Annotated in this window: 17 protein-coding genes; 15 read left to right on the plus strand and 2 right to left on the minus strand. The window is 61.5% G+C overall.

What is annotated here, in order from left to right; all coding sequences use genetic code 11:
* Window positions 1–61: 61 nt before the first annotated feature.
* From ACS3QZ_RS09890 to ACS3QZ_RS09920, 7 genes are all read left to right on the plus strand, one after another.
* A complete protein-coding gene (locus tag ACS3QZ_RS09890; RefSeq protein ID WP_456037683.1) occupies window positions 62–1,474 on the plus strand; it encodes a pyridoxal phosphate-dependent decarboxylase family protein in 1,413 nt (470 codons plus the stop codon).
* A gap of 107 nt (window positions 1,475–1,581) precedes the next feature.
* Window positions 1,582–2,760: a substrate-binding domain-containing protein gene (locus tag ACS3QZ_RS09895; RefSeq protein ID WP_456037684.1), complete on the plus strand. Its 1,179-nt coding sequence runs from the start codon at window positions 1,582–1,584 to the stop codon at window positions 2,758–2,760.
* Window positions 2,761–2,835: 75 nt separating this feature from the next.
* On the plus strand, window positions 2,836–3,600 hold the full coding sequence (locus ACS3QZ_RS09900) for an ABC transporter ATP-binding protein (protein ID WP_456037685.1): 765 nt from the start codon (window positions 2,836–2,838) through the stop codon (window positions 3,598–3,600).
* Window positions 3,593–4,315 (plus strand): ABC transporter ATP-binding protein, encoded by a 723-nt coding sequence (locus ACS3QZ_RS09905; protein ID WP_456037686.1) that lies wholly within the window; start codon window positions 3,593–3,595, stop codon window positions 4,313–4,315. The genes ACS3QZ_RS09900 and ACS3QZ_RS09905 overlap by 8 nt, the downstream gene beginning before the upstream one ends.
* Window positions 4,315–4,776 (plus strand): hypothetical protein, encoded by a 462-nt coding sequence (locus ACS3QZ_RS09910; RefSeq protein WP_456037687.1) that lies wholly within the window; start codon window positions 4,315–4,317, stop codon window positions 4,774–4,776. Before ACS3QZ_RS09905 ends, ACS3QZ_RS09910 begins: the two co-directional genes overlap by 1 nt.
* Window positions 4,773–5,804, plus strand: coding sequence for a branched-chain amino acid ABC transporter permease (locus ACS3QZ_RS09915; protein ID WP_456037688.1), 1,032 nt, complete (start codon window positions 4,773–4,775; stop codon window positions 5,802–5,804). Before ACS3QZ_RS09910 ends, ACS3QZ_RS09915 begins: the two co-directional genes overlap by 4 nt.
* A 1-nt stretch (window position 5,805) precedes the next feature.
* Window positions 5,806–6,864 carry a branched-chain amino acid ABC transporter permease gene (locus tag ACS3QZ_RS09920; RefSeq protein ID WP_456037689.1) on the plus strand — a complete coding sequence of 353 codons (1,059 nt, stop codon included), beginning with the start codon at window positions 5,806–5,808 and terminating at the stop codon, window positions 6,862–6,864.
* 3 nt (window positions 6,865–6,867) lie between these two features.
* On the opposite strand, the gene ACS3QZ_RS09925 is transcribed toward ACS3QZ_RS09920, so the two are convergent.
* Window positions 6,868–8,019 (minus strand): DUF3095 domain-containing protein, encoded by a 1,152-nt coding sequence (locus ACS3QZ_RS09925; RefSeq protein ID WP_456037690.1) that lies wholly within the window; start codon window positions 8,017–8,019, stop codon window positions 6,868–6,870.
* 155 nt (window positions 8,020–8,174) lie between these two features.
* On the opposite strand from ACS3QZ_RS09925, the gene ACS3QZ_RS09930 reads away from it, so the two are divergent.
* The 4 genes from ACS3QZ_RS09930 to ACS3QZ_RS09945 all read left to right on the plus strand — a co-directional run bounded on the left by ACS3QZ_RS09930 (window position 8,175) and on the right by ACS3QZ_RS09945 (window position 12,833).
* Window positions 8,175–9,347, plus strand: a complete 1,173-nt coding sequence (locus ACS3QZ_RS09930) for an MFS transporter (RefSeq protein ID WP_456037691.1) — start codon at window positions 8,175–8,177, stop codon at window positions 9,345–9,347.
* A gap of 125 nt (window positions 9,348–9,472) precedes the next feature.
* Window positions 9,473–10,495 (plus strand): aspartate-semialdehyde dehydrogenase, encoded by a 1,023-nt coding sequence (locus tag ACS3QZ_RS09935; protein WP_456037692.1) that lies wholly within the window; start codon window positions 9,473–9,475, stop codon window positions 10,493–10,495.
* Between the two features lie 175 nt (window positions 10,496–10,670).
* Entirely contained in the window at window positions 10,671–12,281 is a 1,611-nt protein-coding gene (locus tag ACS3QZ_RS09940; protein ID WP_456037693.1) for a DUF4139 domain-containing protein, read from the plus strand.
* Between the two features lie 414 nt (window positions 12,282–12,695).
* A complete protein-coding gene (locus ACS3QZ_RS09945) occupies window positions 12,696–12,833 on the plus strand; it encodes a hypothetical protein (RefSeq protein WP_165609988.1) in 138 nt (45 codons plus the stop codon).
* Window positions 12,834–12,911: 78 nt separating this feature from the next.
* On the opposite strand, the gene ACS3QZ_RS09950 is transcribed toward ACS3QZ_RS09945, so the two are convergent.
* A complete protein-coding gene (locus ACS3QZ_RS09950; RefSeq protein ID WP_456037694.1) occupies window positions 12,912–13,562 on the minus strand; it encodes a carbonic anhydrase in 651 nt (216 codons plus the stop codon).
* Between the two features lie 151 nt (window positions 13,563–13,713).
* Here ACS3QZ_RS09950 and ACS3QZ_RS09955 point away from each other — a divergent pair, with 151 nt between their 5' ends.
* From ACS3QZ_RS09955 to speB, 4 genes are all read left to right on the plus strand, one after another.
* Complete coding sequence (locus tag ACS3QZ_RS09955; protein WP_456037695.1) at window positions 13,714–14,091, plus strand: hypothetical protein; 378 nt, start codon at window positions 13,714–13,716, stop codon at window positions 14,089–14,091.
* Window positions 14,092–14,162: 71 nt separating this feature from the next.
* Entirely contained in the window at window positions 14,163–15,551 is a 1,389-nt protein-coding gene (locus ACS3QZ_RS09960) for a leucyl aminopeptidase family protein (protein ID WP_456037696.1), read from the plus strand.
* Window positions 15,551–16,429, plus strand: a complete 879-nt coding sequence (locus ACS3QZ_RS09965) for a C40 family peptidase (protein ID WP_456037697.1) — start codon at window positions 15,551–15,553, stop codon at window positions 16,427–16,429. The genes ACS3QZ_RS09960 and ACS3QZ_RS09965 overlap by 1 nt, the downstream gene beginning before the upstream one ends.
* Window positions 16,426–17,394, plus strand: a complete 969-nt coding sequence (gene speB / locus ACS3QZ_RS09970) for an agmatinase (protein ID WP_456037698.1) — start codon at window positions 16,426–16,428, stop codon at window positions 17,392–17,394. Before ACS3QZ_RS09965 ends, speB begins: the two co-directional genes overlap by 4 nt.
* The last annotated feature ends 71 nt before the right edge of the window (window positions 17,395–17,465 follow it).

Here is a 17,465-nt window from a genome sequence, read left to right on the forward strand (position 1 = left end):
CATTATCTTGCTAAGCGGATGGCATTTGATTAACCTGTTAACATTATTGAAGGGGCAAATCATGCAATGGTCAGAGTTTTCTCGTTGGGGCGCAAAGATTTCCGACTGGGCGCGCGGGTATCACGAAACCCTGCGCGAGCGTCCGGTGCGCGCACAGGTCGCGCCCGGTGAGGTGCTGAATGCCCTGCCGACCACCCCCCCGACCGTGGGTGAGGACATGGACGCAATCTTTGCCGATTTCGAGAAAACCGTGATGCCCGGCATCACGCATTGGCAACACCCGCGCTTCTTTGCCTATTTCCCGGCCAACGCCACCCCGCCCTCGATGCTGGCCGATTACCTGACATCCGTGATCGCCCCGCAATGCATGTTGTGGCAGACCTCCCCCGCCGCTACGGAAATGGAAACCCGCATGATCGACTGGCTGCGCCAGTCCATCGGCCTGCCCGACGGGTTTTCCGGCGTCATTCAGGACAGCGCCTCGTCCGCCACCCTCGCCGCCGTGCTGACCATGCGCGAACGGGCGCTGAACTGGCAGGGCAATCAAAAGGGCCTCGCCGGATTGTCGACCTTGCGCATCTACTGTTCTGCCGAGGTCCACACCTCGGTTGACCGCGCCATCTGGGTGTCCGGCATCGGTCAGGACAACCTTGTGCGCATTCCGACCCAAGGCCCCACCCGCGCCATGGACCCCGCCGCGCTTGATGCTGCGATCAAGGCCGACATCGCGGCCGGTCTCACCCCGGCGGGCATCATCGCCTGCACCGGGGGCACAGGCACGGGCGCCTGTGACGACATCACCGCCACCTGCGACGTGGCCGAGGCACATGGGCTCTACCTGCATGTCGACGCGGCATGGGCCGGTGCGGCAATGATCTGCCCCGAATACCGCACCCTCTGGACAGGCGTCGAGCGCGCCGACAGCGTTGTGTTCAACCCGCATAAATGGCTCGGTGTGCAGTTCGACTGCTCTGCGCATTTCCTGCGCAATCCCGACGATCTCGTGCGCACGCTGGCGATCCAGCCGGAATACCTCAAGACCCATGGAAAAGACGGGATCATCAACTATTCCGAATGGTCCGTTCCCCTTGGCCGCCGCTTCCGTGCCCTGAAAATCTGGTTCGTCCTGCGCAGCTACGGGCTGAGCGGTCTGCAAGAGATGATCCGCAACCACGTGACGTGGGCCGAAGAGCTTTGCACCGCCATTCGCGCCCTGCCCGACTTCGAGATCATCACCGATCCCGTGCTCTCGCTCTTTACCTTCCGCTATGCGCCGGACGGGGCCACCGATCTTGACAGGCTCAACCAAACCCTTGTGGACCGGATCAACGATGACGGGCGCATCTACCTCACCCAGACCCGCGTGAACGGCGATCTCGTAATCCGTTTTCAGGCCGGACAGGTCAACGCCACACGCGAAGACGTCCTCTTTGCCCTTGAAGTCATTCAGGAAATTTCGACCGAACTTACGTAGTTTTACGACTACGTATTTTCCCCGAATTGACCCAATTCACTCCCTCCCCCTACCATGAGATCAATGCTTCCGGGCCAAATCCGGACGTGATCTCAGGGAGGAAACTCATGAAGAAACTACTGCTTTCGGGCATGGTCTCGGCCTTGGCGCTGGCAAGTGCCGCCGCTGCCGACATCAAGATCGCCCATGTCTACGGCAAAACCGGCCCGTTCGAGGCCTATGCCAAACAATCCCATGACGGCCTGATGCTGGGCATCGAATATGCCACCGGCGGCACCATGGAAGTGAATGGCGAAAAGATCGTCATCATCGAGAAAGACACCCAGCTGAAGCCCGACAATGGCAAGGCGCTTCTGGAAGAAGCCTATGGCGACGATGAAGTCGACCTCGCCATTGGTCCGGTCTCCTCGGGCGTTGCGCTGGCCATGCTGCCGGTCGCCGAGGAATTCGAGAAACTGCTGATCGTGCACCCCGCCGTTGCCGACTCCATCACCGGCGCCAACTGGAACCGCTACATCTTCCGCACCGGCCGCAACTCCTCTCAGGACGCCGTGGCACAGGCCATCGCCATGGCAGGCCCGGACGTGAAAATCGCGACACTGGCACAGGATTACGCCTTTGGCCGTGACGGCGTTTCGGCTTTCAAGGAAGCGCTCGAAGGCACCGGTACCGAGGTCGTGCACGAGGAATACGCCCCCACCGACACCACCGATTTCACGGCGGCTGCGGAACGTATCTTCAACGCCATGAAAGACCTTGACGGCGACAAGAAGGTCTTCATCCTCTGGGCCGGCGGCGGCAACCCGCTGGGCAAGATCCAGGCCATGGACCCCTCGCGCTTCGGCATTGAACTGGCCACCGGCGGCAACATCCTCGCGGCTCTGAAGGGCTACAAGGACTTCCCCGGCATGGAAGGCGCGATCTACTACTACTACGAGCTGCCTGATAACGAAGTGAACGACTGGCTCGTCACGACCCATCAGGAACGCTACAACAGCCCGCCCGACTTCTTCACCGCAGGCGGCATGGCCACCGGCATGGCCGTGGTCGAAGCGCTCAAGAAAACCGGCGGCGACACCGATACGGAAACTCTCATCACGGCCATGGAGGGCATGGAATGGATGACGCCCAAGGGCATGATGAAATTCCGCGCCGAAGACCATCAGGCGATGCAGTCCATGTATCACTTCAAGATCCGCGTCGATGACAACGTGGAATGGGCGATCCCCGATCTGGTCAAGGAACTGACCATCGAGGATCTGCCGATCCCGATCCGCAACCAGTAAACCGAACCGCAGATCCGAGGCCCGGCGGTTCCCCTGCCGGGCCTCATGCTTTCCCACCCAAGGGAACTTCCCCAAATGTCTCATCCCATTCTTCAGACCACAGACCTGACGGTCCGTTTCGGCGGCCATGTGGCGGTCGACCATATCACCTGCACCTTCAACACGGGCGAACTCACGGCCATCGTGGGCCCCAACGGCGCGGGCAAGACCACCTATTTCAACCTCATCTCCGGGCAGATCCCGTCGAGCGAGGGTAAGGTGGTGCTCAATGACCGTGACATCACCCGCATGTCCGTGGCCCAGCGCACCCATCTCGGCATAGGACGCGCGTTTCAGCTCACCAACCTGTTTCCAAACCTCAACGTGCTGGAAAACGTCCGCCTCGTGATCCAGTCCAAATCGGGGCGCGGCTTCAACATGTTCTCCATGGCCTCGAGCCATGACGACCTGACCACCCCGGCGATGGAAATCGTCGAACGTGTGCGGCTTGCTGATCAGGCTTTGCAGCCCGTCACCGAACTCTCCCACGGCGACCAGCGCAAGCTTGAAGTCGCCCTGCTGATTGCACTCGATCCGCTGGTCTACATGTTCGACGAACCCACCGCAGGTATGTCGGTCGACGAAGCGCCCGTGGTGCTTGATCTCATTGCAGAGCTGAAACATCGCAAGGATCGCTCGATCCTGCTCGTGGAACACAAGATGGACGTGATTGCCAAGCTCGCAGACCGCATCATCGTGCTGCACAACGGCGCTCTCGCCGCAGATGGCGAGCCGAACGAGGTGATCGCCTCGGACGTAGTTCAGGAAGCCTATATGGGCAAGGAGCTGGAAGATGTCTGATCCCATTCTTTCCCTCAAGGGCGTGCGCACCAACATCGCGCAGTATCACATCCTGCAAGGGGTGGACCTTGATGTGCCGCGCGGCGCGGTGACCATGCTTCTGGGGCGCAATGGCGTGGGCAAGACCACCACGCTGCGCACGATCATCGGCCACTGGCGCGCCCATCAAGGCCAGGTGCTGTTCGACGGACAGGACATCACCAAGCTCCCCACCCCGGCGATTGCACGTTTGGGTATCGGGTTCGTCCCCGAGGACATGGGCATCTTCTCGGACCTTTCGGTCGAGGAAAACATGACCCTTGCCGCCGTGTCCGGCCCGATCGATTCCACCCGGCTGGAATGGCTGTTCACGGTCTTCCCTGCGCTGGAAACCTTCTGGAAGAAAGACGCAGGCACGCTCTCGGGCGGGCAGAAACAGATGCTTTCGATTGCCCGCGCCATGATCGAAGAGCGTCGCCTCTATCTGATAGACGAACCGACCAAGGGCCTTGCCCCGGCCATCATTTCGACCATGGCGCGCGCCCTGCGCGAGTTGAAGGAACAGGGCGCGTCGATCCTTCTTGTGGAACAGAATTTCTCGGTCGCCCGCGCCTTGGGAGACAGCGCCAACGTGATGGATGACGGGCGCATGGTTTGGTCCGGCGAGATGAAACAGCTCGCCACCGACGCCGAGTTGCAGGAACGGCTGATGGGCCTGAGCATGGAGAACCACTGATGCGCGACTTGATTAGAGACGCTCAAGACATGGCCGAAATTCTTCGAACCTACCCCTGTGCAAAAAGGTACTCAAATATTAGCCATGGCACACTTAGCGAAGTACTTACAGCGATTGTTACCAAAGGAGAAGTCATTGGAGGCAACTCCCGAGGCAAAGACGTTCAGTCCGAGGAATTTGGACGAATAGAAGTAAAGTCACGTAAGCTGGGAACCGATGGTGATAACCCTCGCGTGAGTCTTCGCGACCATCATCTAGAAAAATGCGATTGGTTCGCGACGTTTAGGTGGGATGAAAACTTCAATCTGGCTGAAGCCATGATGCTTCCCAAAAAAGACGTACGACCAATGTTTCTGGAGAGACGTCAGAAAAGTGGTCTAGCCCATATAGCATGGTCCTCTTGGGTTTCCGCACCCAATAGAAAAAACATCAAAAAAGAATGCTTGGAGGCTATGAAATGAGTGCCGCACCGGAACATAATCCCACCATGGCGCGCATGTCGCTGGCCGAACGGCTGGAGCCACATGCGCCCGTGTTGTTGATCATCGCATTGATGATCCTTGGCCTGATCGCCATTCCCTCGACCTCAAGTTGGCTGACGCTCACAGTGTCAGGGCTGGCCATGGGCATGATGATCTTCATCATGGCCTCCGGCCTGACGCTGGTTTTTGGCCTGATGGACGTGATCAACTTTGGTCATGGCGCCTTTGTCTCTGTGGGCGCCTTTGTTGGCATCTCCTTCCTTCTCGTGCTGGAACACATGACCGGCGCGCCGTCGCTCTGGCTCAACCTGACCGCAATGATGGTCGCCATTGTCGGGGCCATGGCCGCGACGGGGCTGATGGGCTGGGCTTTTGAAAAGGTCATCGTCAAGCCCGTCTATGGCCATCACCTCAAGCAGATCCTTGTCACCATGGGCGGTCTGATCGTTGTCGAACAGCTGATTATCGTGCTCTGGGGACCGGAAGAGATCTTTATCAACCGTCCCGAGGCGCTCAAGGGCGCGATCACCTTTGCCGGGGCCGCGCTTGAGAAATACCGGCTTGTCGCCGTGGGGATCGGCCTTGTCGTGTTCCTCGCGATGCGCTGGGTGCTGCGACGGACCAAGATCGGCCTGATCGTCCGCGCTGGCGTTGAAAACGGCGAAATGGTCGAAGCGCTGGGATATCGTTTGCGACTGGTCTTTGTCGGTGTCTTCATCGCAGGCTCTGCGCTGGCCGGTCTGGGCGGCGTGCTCTGGGGACTCTACCAGGAAGTCATCACCGCCCATATGGGCAACCAGACCATGATCCTGATCTTCATCGTGGTGATCATCGGCGGGCTGGGCTCGGTCGAGGGCTGTTTCATCGGCGCCCTGATGGTGGGGCTGATGCAGAACTATGTCGCCTTCCTTGAACCCAAACTGGCGCTGATTTCCAACATTGGCCTGATGGTGGCGATCCTGATGTGGCGCCCGATGGGCATGATCCCGGTTGTGAAGGCGAAATGACATGCTGAACAAACTGCTTTCGGGCGACATGCCCCGCTCTACCGTGCTGGCCATTCTTCTGGCCGTCATCCTGATCTGTCTCGCGCTTGCACCCTTTATCTTCCCGGGTGTGCGCTCGGTCGATACGGCGGCACGCATTTGCATCTTCATCGTTCTGGTGGCGTCTTATGACCTGATGCTGGGCTATGGCGGCATCGTCAGCTTTGCCCACACCATGTTCTTCGGACTGGGCGCCTATGGGGTTGCGCTGGCCAGCACCCATATGGGACGCGGCTTTGATGCGCTCCTTGTCGGCTCGCTCTCGGGCGCGCTGATCGCGGCTCTTCTGGCACTCTTGATTGGTCTGTTTTCCCTGCGGGTGCGCGCGATCTTCTTCGCCATGATCACGCTGGCAGTGGCCTCGGCCGTCGCAGTACTGGTCTCGCAGCTTTCCGGGCTCACCGGGGGCGAAGACGGCCTCTCCTACAAGATCCCGCGCGAACTGGGCCCGGCCTTCAAATTCGCCGACGGAGAGCTGTTCGGCGTCAAGATGAACGGCAAGCTTCTAAAGTATTACCTTGTCTTCTTCTCCTGCCTGATCCTGTTCCTGCTGATGCTGCGCATTGTGCATTCGCCCTTTGGCCGCGTGCTGCTGGCGATCCGCGAGAACGATTTCCGCGCCGAGGCGATCGGCTATCGCGTGGTGCATTACCGTGTTGTGGCAACCTGCATCTCGGCGGCCATCGCCGCGCTGGCAGGCTCGCTCTATGCGATCTGGCTGCGCTATGTCGGGCCGGACACGTCGCTTTCGATGGAAATCATGATCGACATTCTTCTGATGGTGGTGATCGGCGGCATGGGCACAATGTATGGCGCGGTGATTGGTGCGACCCTCTTCGTGCTCGCGCAGAACTACCTGCAAAACCTGATGGACGTCGCCTCGCACGCGGTGAGCGGCATTCCGATCCTGCCGGACCTGCTGAATGCCGACCGCTGGCTGTTGTGGCTGGGCGTGCTCTTTATCCTGTCGGTCTATTTCTTCCCCACCGGCATCGTCGGACGCCTGCGACAGGGAAAATAGGCGTCAGCCATGCAACTGGGCCGCGGCGCGGGCATAGCCCCCCGCCGCGCCATCCACAAAATGCATATGGGTGTTTTCGCTCGCCGAGGGCACGAGACAGGTCATCAGCGCCTCATCCTGCGCATGCAGACCATAGCGGATCACGCCCCGCTCTGCCGCCCGCCGCAAGACACGCTCGATCCGGGCCTGCGTTTCCCCGTCACAATCCAGCGTCATCTTCAAACCGTCATCAAACTTGCGGAAATCGGCGTTCGGACCAACCTCCGCGCGATAGCGTTCCGGGCTGAAATTCCCCAGTCGCATGTTGCTGCGAAACAGCGCCCAGATCATGAAGTTGCCCCCCAACAGCAGTAGCTTCTGCATCCAGAGTGGGCGCTTGCCATGGCTCACATGCGCCTCAAGCGTCAACCCGACCGGGGGAAACCGGAAATCCGGTCCGTTGGCAGGCACCGGATGACCACCCCGCCCTGCGCCCTCAGCAGCCTTGATCACGCCGCGAGCGACCTTGGCAAAGGCCCGCTCGGACACTCCGTCCTGCGGTTCCATTACCAGCGACAGAATCGCGCCGTTCTCCGCAGCAAGATTTGACCAGCGACACGACAACCCCGTCAGGTCCGGATCCGCGCCCTGCCCGGCGCCGTCTGTCACCCCGATTGCGCCCGCTTTCATCTGCGCCTCGGCCCAGGCCACACCACCGCCGGAAAACATCGCGTAATCCACACCTTCGGACGGGGCATACCGCGCCACGCGCACGTCATACCCGGCCGCACGTATCTCGCCCACCGTCACCGTCGCTGCGCGCAACGAGATACCAAATTCGCGCTTGGCCCAACGCCGCACCGCATCCAGCGCCTTTTCCGCCGCGCCCCTCTGTTCCGGCCAGACCGCAAAACCCGCTCCATCCCCGCCAAACACATAAGGCAAACGCGCCAGTCCGGCGGCGTTAAGCTGCGCCGAGATCACCGCCGCGCCGACCATGTTGACGGTCTTGTAACGCCCACGCTCGATCTCGCGCGTCGAGCCGACAATATCGGCCACCCCGACCACCCAGTCATCGGGCAACGGCACATAGCCCGCCGGATCGGCCAGCCGATTGAAATCGGCGACACGCGGCAGGTTCTCATAATAATTCTGATCAGACTGTTTCAAATACACGACCCACGACCCCTCGCCGGTTCCTTATTTGATACGAAGATGGGGGCCATCAGGATCACCGCAACGCACAACCGCACACATCCATGTGAACCGCCCCCTTGCCTTTTTCATCCCGGTCGGATGAAGTCCACGCGCTAAGGGGAGGAAACCACAAAATGCGCGCAGATCTGATCCTGTTGTGCCTGGCCTACGTGCTGAGCCAGTTCTTCCGCGCCTTCCTCGCAGTGCTGACACAGGTGCTGAACACCGATATCGGAGCGACCCCGGCGGACCTCGCCAATGCCTCGGGCCTGTGGTTCCTCGTCTTTGCCGCCATGCAAATCCCCGTGGGCGCCGCTCTGGACCGGTTTGGGCCACGGCGCACCTCCGGCCTGCTGCTGCTGATCGGTGGGGGCGGGGGCGCCGCGCTTTTTGCGCTGGCAACCACACCTCTGCACATTTCGCTGGCAATGGGTCTGATCGGGGTCGGTTGTTCGCCCGTGCTGATGGCCAGCTACTATATCTTTGCCCGCTCCTACCCCCCGGCGCGCTTTGCAACCCTTGCCGCGCTCATGCTGGGCGTCGGATCGGTGGGCAACCTTGTCGCCGCCTACCCAATGGCTTGGGCCGCCGAAACCATCGGCTGGCGCGCGTCGCTCTGGGCTCTGGCCGGGATCAGCGGCGTTACCGCGCTTGGCCTCTGGGTCATGGTTCAGGACCCGCCCCATGTCGAACATGACGAAAAAGGCTCGGTGCTGGACCTGCTCAAGATCCCCGCCCTTTGGCTGATCATCCCGCTGATGTTCGTCAACTACATGCCCGCCGCAGGTATCCGTGGCCTCTGGATCGGCCCCTACCTCTCGGATGTATTCGCCCTTGATACCGGAGGTATCGGTCAGGCAACGCTGGTGATGGGCATCGCCATGATCCTCGGTACGCTGGTCTATGGGCCGATCGACCGCATCCTCGGGACCCGCAAATGGGTGGTGTTTGTCGGCTCGGGGTTTGGCGCGCTGGCTCTCTTTGCCCTTGCCTTCTGGATCGACTCGAACGCATGGGGCGCAATCGCGCTCATGGCGGCTATCGGCTTTTTCGGCGCGGCTTTCCCGGTCATCATCGCCCATGCCCGCAGCTTCTTTCCCGCCCATCTCACCGGACGCGGTGTGACCTTGCTGAACCTCTTCGGCATTGGCGGGGTCGGCGTCACCCAATTCGGATCGGGCCGCCTGCACGGCGCGGTCTCGGCATCCGACCCGCTGCTGGCCTACCAGATCCTGTTCGCCGGGTTCGGTGTCCTCGTCACAATCGGTCTCGTGATCTACCTGTTCTCCGAGGACCGCACCGACTGACACTGCCCTGCGCGCATCCATCGCATCCCGAAATGCGCCACTTCACGAGAAACCGTCACGAACCCCCTTTTTTCTGTGGGCAAACGACGCTAATAGGGCGCGTCCTAATCTTGAGGAGACCTGAAATGGGTTATCGCGTCGTCGTCGCAGGCGCCACGGGCAATGTGGGCCGCGAAATGCTGAATATCCTGGCCGAGCGCCAGTTCCCGGTTGATGAAATCGCAGCGCTGGCAAGCCGCCGTTCGCTGGGCACCGAGGTCACTTTCGGCGACAAGACCATCAAGACCCAGGACATCGAACAGTTCGATTTCTCGGGCTGGGACATGGCGCTGTTTGCCATCGGCTCGGACGCCACCAAGAAATACGCCCCCATCGCAGCCAAGGCGGGCTGTGTGGTGATCGACAACTCGTCGCTCTACCGCTACGACCCCGACGTGCCGCTGATCGTGCCGGAATGCAACGCCGACGCGATCCATGGCTATTCCAAGAAGAACATCATCGCCAACCCCAACTGCTCGACCGCGCAGATGGTTGTCGCCCTGAAACCGCTGCATGACCGCGCCACCATCAAGCGCGTTGTCGTCTCGACCTACCAGTCGGTGTCGGGCTCGGGTAAAGCCGCGATTGACGAGCTCTGGGACCAGACCAAGGCCGTCTACAACCCGACCGACGATTACCAGCGCAAGGTCTATACCAAGGACATCGCCTTCAACGTCATCCCCCATATCGACGTCTTCATGGAAGACGGCTCGACCAAGGAAGAATGGAAGATGGTGGCCGAGACCAAGAAGATCGTCGATCCGGCGATCAAGGTCACCGCGACCTGCGTGCGCGTGCCGGTTTTCGTGGGCCACTCGGAATCGATCAACATCGAGTTCGAGGACTTTCTCGATGAAGACGAAGCCCGTGACATCCTGCGCGAGGCACCGGGCATCATGGTGATCGACAAACGCGAAGACGGCGGCTACGTGACCCCGAAAGAATGCGTCGGCGATTTCGCCACCTTCATTTCGCGCATCCGTCAGGACAGCACCGTTGATAACGGCCTGAACTTGTGGTGCGTCAGCGACAACTTGCGCAAGGGTGCCGCGCTGAACGCGGTGCAGATTGCCGAAACGCTGGGTCGCGAAGTCCTCAAAAAGGGCTGAGCCGCGCGACATCTGAATGACTGAAAGGGCGTCCCAAGGGGCGCCCTTTTTCATATTGGCTACCCCCATGGCGCCGCGTCTTCACCGGCCATTTCCCGCCGTTCGGGAACCGTGGCCTTGCCATCCCATCCCCGGCATCCCCATCTTGTGCCAAAGACAGTCAGACAGGTGCCTTATGACCAAAGCCTTTGCCGCGCTCCTTTTCCTGCCCACCGCGCTCTATGCCGAAACCATTCCCCTTTCCGCGCCAGTAACCGAAGCCGTGATATACAGCCAGGGTGCCACCGTGACCCGCACGGCGGTCTTCCCGGCACCACAGGGTGACCACGAGCTGCTCATCACCGGCCTGCCACCGTCGCTTGATCCCCATTCGGTGCGTGTTGCCATCGACGGCGTGACCCTTGGCGCCGTCACCGTGCGACAGGGCCGCGTCCTGCCTGTCGACACCATCGACAGTCCGGAACTCGCCGACGCCAAGGCCGAGGTCAAACGCCTCGAAGGTGAAATCGAAACAACGCGGGATGCGCGAGAAGACGTGTTGATGCGCGAAAAAGCTGCCCAGGCCCGCATCACCTATCTCGCCACCCTGACCGGCCCGACAGAGACCGCCCCTTCTCCGGAAACCCTGCAGGCCACGCTCGAGCTGATCGCGGCCCAGACGCTGGCTGCCCATCAGGACGCCGCCGCCGCCCAACGCGAGGCGCGCGGCTTTGCCGACACCCTCAAGGAACTGACGGAAACCCTCGCCAAGGCCCAGCAGACCGTCGACGCCCTGACCCCGCCGCAGAACAACTCCGCCATGCTGGCCGTGGCCATCACGGCGCCCGAAGCCACCACCGGCACGCTCACCCTCACCCATCTCGTGCATCAGGCCGGCTGGATGCCGGTCTATGACGTGCACCTGACCCATACCGACACCACTCAGCTTTCCCTGCAACGCGGCGCCTTTGTCGGGCAGAATACCGGCGAAGACTGGCGCGACGTCGCCGTCACCCTCTCCACCAGCCGCCCCAACGACCAGACCGTGCCCAGCCCGCTCTACCCGGAACGACGCGCCATATACGAAAAACAGGAACGCCGCGCCGGGGCCACCTATGACAGCAAGGCCGCCCCGGCCCCGGAATCCCCGGTCATGGCCGAGGCCGTCGCTGCGCCCGATTTCAGCGACGGTATCAACGCCACCTATGTCTATCCCACACCGGTTTCGCTGGGATCGGGTGACGATAACCTTCGCCTGTCGCTCGATACGCTCGACACCACCCCCGGCGTCTTTGCGCTGGCCAACCCGATGCGCGATGAAACGGCCTTCCTGATGGCCACACTGACCAACGACACCGGCGAAACCATCCTGCCGAGCTATGAAACCAGCTATTACCTCAACGGCCAGTTCATCAGCCGGGGCGAGATGCCGCTCGTGGCCGAGGGGGACACGCTCGACCTCTCCTTTGGCCCGATCAACGGCCTGCGGCTGTCGCAAAGCGTGATCGACCGCGAAGCTGGAGACAGCGGCGTGCTCACGTCGCGCAACGAACTCAAGGAAACCCGCCGCTTCACCATCGAGAACCTGGGCAACAGGAGCTGGGATATGCGCATCCTTGGGCGCGTACCGTATTCGGAACAGGAAGACCTGCAAATCACGTGGCAGGCCAAGCCCCAACCCGATCAGGTCAACCACGACGACGACCGCGGCATCCTGGCCTGGGAACGGGTGGTGCCCGCCGGGGACAGCCTCGATATCACCCTGTCGACTCACCTGAAATGGCCCGGAGACATGGAGCTTCACTGATTCCGCTCCCCCTGGCCGGCGCCACAGTCGCGCCGAATCACTCCCCCGAAATGTCAGCCCGCTGCCACATTCGGAACAAGAAGCGGATTTATCACCATCGACAGTTATCCACAGTTATCCCTTTTCGGGTTTCCTCTGGTTAACGGGTCCCGGGCCTCAGGTTCCGGGCAGTGGGGCAGTTACTGTCCAGGGTCCGCCGGCCACGTGCCGGGCGGCGAATGGGTGGTCCTGCGACAAATGATATGCGCCTTTTCAGGCCCTCAGCATGGCGTTGCTGGGCCCGAAACGCTGTGTTTCTAAAATTGACCCTGATTTCCGCCTTTTCGACACATTTCGCGCCACTTCCGCCGCATTCCGGGAGCAGATTGAAGATGTCGATAAGACAAGGGCAATAACGTAACACTGGAGGCTCACATGCCAAAGCGGATCTACAAGGACAACACCATGGAAAATGCAAACATCGAATATCAGTCGCTTGCAGAAAAGGCCCGTGAACGTCGCCTGCGCGCTCTGATGGCTTCGAACCGCAACCAGTCGAACATCTTCATCTGACCCGACTTACGGGGGCAAACGCATCAGGATACAGCCCGCCATCGGCGGGCTGCCTCATTTTCAGGGAGCGCTTCGGCCTCAGACCTGTGCAAACTCTCCGGTCTTGGGGTCATAGGCTTCCAGACCACCTTCCCCGATATTGTGCCACAGCCCATGCAGGCTCAGATCGCCGCTTGCAACGCGGTCCTTGACGAACGGGAAAGTCATCAGGTTGCCAAGCGATACCAGAATCGACTGTTTTTCCAGCGCCCGCGCCTGTTCAGGCCCTTCGGCAACATCGGCAACCGCTTCATAACCGGGGCGCAACACGTCCATCCAGCGTCCAACAAAGCTTTCCTTGCTCTCCAGTTGCGGCGCGTCGCCCTTGCACATGTCGATACAGCCCTGCACACCGCCACATTGCGAATGTCCCAGAACCACCAGATGCGCGACCTTGAGCGCGGTCACGGCATATTCCACCGCCGCCGAGGTGCCGTGCTGATTCCCGTCCGGTTTGTAGGGCGGCACGAGATTCGCGATATTGCGGTGAATAAAGAACTCGCCCTGATCCGCCCCAAAGATCGACGTGACATGCACGCGGCTGTCACAACAGGAAATGATCATGGCGCGCGGATGCTGCCCTTCGGCGCCAAGATGCCGATACCAGCTTTCATTCTGCGCATAAGAGGTCGCTTTCCACCCGTGATACCGCTGCACAAGGTAGGAGGGCAAAGGTTTGGCGTGTTCCATGTCATGTCCCTTTTCCAAAATTCTCGTGGAGATATCCCCAATTTGCACAAATTTCGACAGGTAATCTTGCCGCGCATCAACTTTTTGAGAAGGAGTTCGGCGCATTTTCTGTCTCGGGTGTGGACGAAATGGGAAATATTGGGGTGAGACAGTGACACAGGTACCAATCCTGCGACCGTGCGAAGATGTTTCGGTCGATCAGGACGAGCTTGCACGCATTTACATTCAGATGGACAGCGCCGCCGACGACATGGTGGCCCAAGCGATCGAGGAACTGGCGCTGCGCATGCCGCATGCCGAAACCCTCTATCAACAAAGCTTGCCGGGAGATCTCGCAGCCTGCGCTGCCTCGATCTCCACGATTGCGGCTCGTCTTGGCATGACCACGCTGGCACGCGTTGCCGGGGATGTGTCGACTTGCTGCGCTTCGGGCGACCCGGCGGCTCTGGCCGCCACGCTTTCGCGTATGATACGTCTGGGCGAAGGCAGCTTGCGCGAAATCTGGGACCTTCAGGACCTGCCGATCTGATCCGGGCTTGCAGGCGCGCGCGCTTGGGATAACCTGTGGTCTGTCAATCCGACCGACCGCAAGAGGCCCCCATGTCCCTGACTTTCGCCCCGGCGACCGCCGACGCCCTGCCACTCCACATCGTCGACAAGGACGGATTTGACGGCTGGCTCTCATCCCAATCCCCCGCGATCCAGCGCTGGGTCGCGGCCAGCGACTTCAAGCCCGTCACCGGAAAAACGCTGTTGGTCCCTGGCACATCCGGCACGCCTTTGCTGGCGGTTGCGGGCTTTGGCGATGCCACGTCGCGCGGCCGAGTCCGCTTTCCGCTCGCTGCCGCCGCCGCCGCGCTCCCTTCAGGCACCTATCAACTCGCTCTGCCCCTGCCCGCTGGCGACATTGAAACCGAAACGCTTGGCTGGCTACTGTCCTCCTATGCTTTTGACAAATATAAGAAAAAATCCGGAAGCGCGGCGCGCCTCGTCTGCCCCCCCGGCATTGATGCGTCGCGTGTCGAGGCTATCGCCGCCGCCGAGGCGCTGACCCGGGACCTGATCAACACCCCCGCCGCCGACATGGGTCCCGCTGCGCTCGAAACCGCCGCGCGAGACCTCACAGAAACCCATGGCGCCCAAGTCAACGTGACCCGCGGCGATGATCTGCTGCACCAGAACTTTCCGATGATCCATGCCGTTGGGCGCGCCGCCGCGCCCAACCGCGCCCCGCGCCTGATCGACCTGACATGGGGCAACACGGGCCCATCCCTGACCCTCGTCGGCAAGGGTGTCTGCTTTGACACCGGCGGCCTCAACCTCAAGCCCGGCAACTCCATGGCGCTGATGAAAAAGGACATGGGCGGGGCTGCGACGGTGCTGGGACTGGCGAAGATGATCATGTCCCTGAACCTGGGCCTGCGTCTGCGCGTCCTGATCCCGGCGGTGGAAAATGCGGTTTCGGGCGATGCTTTCCGCCCCGGCGACGTACTCACGTCGCGCAAGGGCCTGACCGTTGAAATCAACAACACAGATGCCGAAGGCCGCCTCGTGCTGGCCGATGCGTTGGCGCTGGCCTCCGAGGAAAACCCCGATCTCCTGATCTCGATGGCCACCCTTACTGGCGCTGCCCGGGTCGCCGTCGGCCCAGATCTCGCCCCTTATTTCACCGACGATCCCGTCTTTTCGTCCGTTTTGGAACAGGCCGCGGCGCATGTGGCCGATCCGGTCTGGCGCCTGCCCTTCTGGGAGCCCTACGAAAGGATGATCGAGCCGGACATCGCCGATCTCGACAACGCCCCATCCGGTGGCATGGCCGGGTCTATCACCGCCGCCCTGTTCCTGCGCCGCTTCGCTTCGGATCAGCGCTATGCCCATTTCGACATCTACGGTTGGAATCCCACCGCCGCCCCCGCCCGTCCCAAGGGCGGAGTCGGCATGGGCGCACGCGCGATCCTTGCGGCCCTGCCCAAGCTGCTGCCGCTCTGATGGACCGCCGCCTGACCCCGGCCAACGGCTCCGTCGCCCATGTCGCCCTCAAGGGCAAGGTCGAGGCTGCGGCCTTCGTTGCGCCGACCCGCCACATGATCGCCGTCCCCGTGGCCCCGTTACTCAGCCAACCCGCCACCTCGGCCCCGCGCGACCGCGAACTGGCCTTTGGCGAAGGCTTCGACGTTCTGGAAAAACGCGACGGTTGGGCCTTTGGGCAGGCTACCCGCGACGGTTATGTCGGCTATGTCCCCGAGGACGTGCTGACAACGGATTTCCTGCCCCCCACCCATCGCGTCATCGCTCCGACCTACTGGCGCTCTGAACCGCGCCTGAAATCGGCCTACGAGCCGATGCCCCTGCCCATTGGCGCCAAGGTGTCCGTGTGCACCTCCCATCACGACCACTGCGACTGGGCCGAAATCGACTGGCCCGCGACATCCCCTGACAGCCCGGGCAGCGCGGTCTACGTCCCGATGCCACAGCTGTTGCCGCTGGATCAGATCGCCACCGACCCTGTGGCCGAGGCTGAACGCTATCTTGGCATCCCCTATCTCTGGGCGGGAAATTCCGGGTTCGGCATCGACTGTTCCGGTCTGGTGCAGGCCGCCCTGCTGGCCTGCGACATCCCCTGCCCCGGCGACAGCGATCTCCAGGAAGCCGCCTTTGCCGTTGCTTCCGGCGGATACAAGCGCGGCGATCTTCTGTTCTGGAAGGGCCATGTCGCGTTCGTGGCAGACCCAGACAGGCTGATCCACGCCAATGCCCATCACATGGCCGTGGCCTATGAACCCATTGCCGACACCATTTCCCGGATCGCAGCCCAGGGCGGCGGTCCGGTCACATCCCACAAGCGCCCATCGCAGGAGGCACCATGACCGATCCCTTTTTTCACCCCGTCTCGGGCATGGACCTGCCCCGTTTCGCCGGTATTCCCAGCTTCATGCGACTGCCCGTTCTGGGGCTTGATGATGCGCGGCGCAAGGATGTCGATATCGGCCTGATCGGCGTGCCATGGGATTCGGGCACCACAAACCGCCCCGGCCCGCGCCACGGACCGCGCCAGCTGCGCGATGCCTCGACCATGATCCGTGCAGAAAACGGCGCTACGGGCGTACGGCCGTTCGAGCTGGTCAACTGCGCCGATCTCGGCGATGTCGGTCCCAACCCGGCCGATATCCAGGACAGTATGGCCCGCATCACCGCCTTCTATTCCGATGTACGTGCGCAGGGGATTACTCCTCTTACTGCAGGCGGAGACCACCTGACCTCCCTGCCAGTGTTGCGGGCGCTGGCGGCGGACGCGCCCTTGGGCATGGTGCATTTCGACAGCCACACCGACCTGTTTCACAGCTATTTCGGCGGCACGATGTACACCCACGGCACCCCGTTCCGCCGCGCGGTCGAGGAAGGGCTTCTCGATCCCAAACGCGTGGTCCAGATCGGCATTCGCGGCACACAATATGACAGCGAAGACCAGGATTTCGCCAAGTCGGTCGGCATCCGCGTGATCAAGATCGAGGAGTGTTTTGCCCGCGGCCTTTCCGATGTGATGGCCGAAGCCCGCGAGATTGTCGGCACCGCGCCCACCTATCTCTCCTATGATATCGACTTCGTTGACCCGACCTTTGCACCGGGCACCGGCACGCCCGAAGTGGGCGGCCCGAATTCGTTCGAGGCGCTTCAGGTCGTGCGCGCACTGGACGGGATGAATATCGTCGGCGCCGATCTCGTCGAGGTCTCCCCCCCTTTCGACAGCTCGGGCGGCACCGCTTTCCTTGGCGTGTCGATCATGTTCGAAATGCTCTGCATCATGGCCAATGAGATCTCGGCCAAGACCTGAGGGGATTTGGGGCGCTGCCCCGTCGCGGGCACGCCCGCGACTCCCCGGGGTATTTGAGGAAAAAGAAAGTG

The sequence above is a fragment of the Shimia sp. W99 genome, assembly GCF_053851455.3.

Excerpts from the sequence above, each read along its gene's own strand:
- ACS3QZ_RS09890 (WP_456037683.1), top strand. The coding sequence starts at position 62 with ATGCAATGGTCAGAGTTTTCTCGTTGGGGCGCAAAGATTTCCGACTGG.
- ACS3QZ_RS09895 (WP_456037684.1), top strand. The coding sequence starts at position 1,582 with ATGAAGAAACTACTGCTTTCGGGCATGGTCTCGGCCTTGGCGCTGGCA.
- ACS3QZ_RS09900 (WP_456037685.1), top strand. The coding sequence starts at position 2,836 with ATGTCTCATCCCATTCTTCAGACCACAGACCTGACGGTCCGTTTCGGC.
- ACS3QZ_RS09905 (WP_456037686.1), top strand. The coding sequence starts at position 3,593 with ATGTCTGATCCCATTCTTTCCCTCAAGGGCGTGCGCACCAACATCGCG.
- ACS3QZ_RS09910 (WP_456037687.1), top strand. The coding sequence starts at position 4,315 with ATGCGCGACTTGATTAGAGACGCTCAAGACATGGCCGAAATTCTTCGA.
- ACS3QZ_RS09915 (WP_456037688.1), top strand. The coding sequence starts at position 4,773 with ATGAGTGCCGCACCGGAACATAATCCCACCATGGCGCGCATGTCGCTG.
- ACS3QZ_RS09920 (WP_456037689.1), top strand. The coding sequence starts at position 5,806 with ATGCTGAACAAACTGCTTTCGGGCGACATGCCCCGCTCTACCGTGCTG.
- ACS3QZ_RS09930 (WP_456037691.1), top strand. The coding sequence starts at position 8,175 with ATGCGCGCAGATCTGATCCTGTTGTGCCTGGCCTACGTGCTGAGCCAG.
- ACS3QZ_RS09935 (WP_456037692.1), top strand. The coding sequence starts at position 9,473 with ATGGGTTATCGCGTCGTCGTCGCAGGCGCCACGGGCAATGTGGGCCGC.
- ACS3QZ_RS09940 (WP_456037693.1), top strand. The coding sequence starts at position 10,671 with ATGACCAAAGCCTTTGCCGCGCTCCTTTTCCTGCCCACCGCGCTCTAT.
- ACS3QZ_RS09945 (WP_165609988.1), top strand. The coding sequence starts at position 12,696 with ATGCCAAAGCGGATCTACAAGGACAACACCATGGAAAATGCAAACATC.
- ACS3QZ_RS09950 (WP_456037694.1), bottom strand. The coding sequence starts at position 13,562 with ATGGAACACGCCAAACCTTTGCCCTCCTACCTTGTGCAGCGGTATCAC.
- ACS3QZ_RS09960 (WP_456037696.1), top strand. The coding sequence starts at position 14,163 with ATGTCCCTGACTTTCGCCCCGGCGACCGCCGACGCCCTGCCACTCCAC.
- ACS3QZ_RS09965 (WP_456037697.1), top strand. The coding sequence starts at position 15,551 with ATGGACCGCCGCCTGACCCCGGCCAACGGCTCCGTCGCCCATGTCGCC.
- speB (WP_456037698.1), top strand. The coding sequence starts at position 16,426 with ATGACCGATCCCTTTTTTCACCCCGTCTCGGGCATGGACCTGCCCCGT.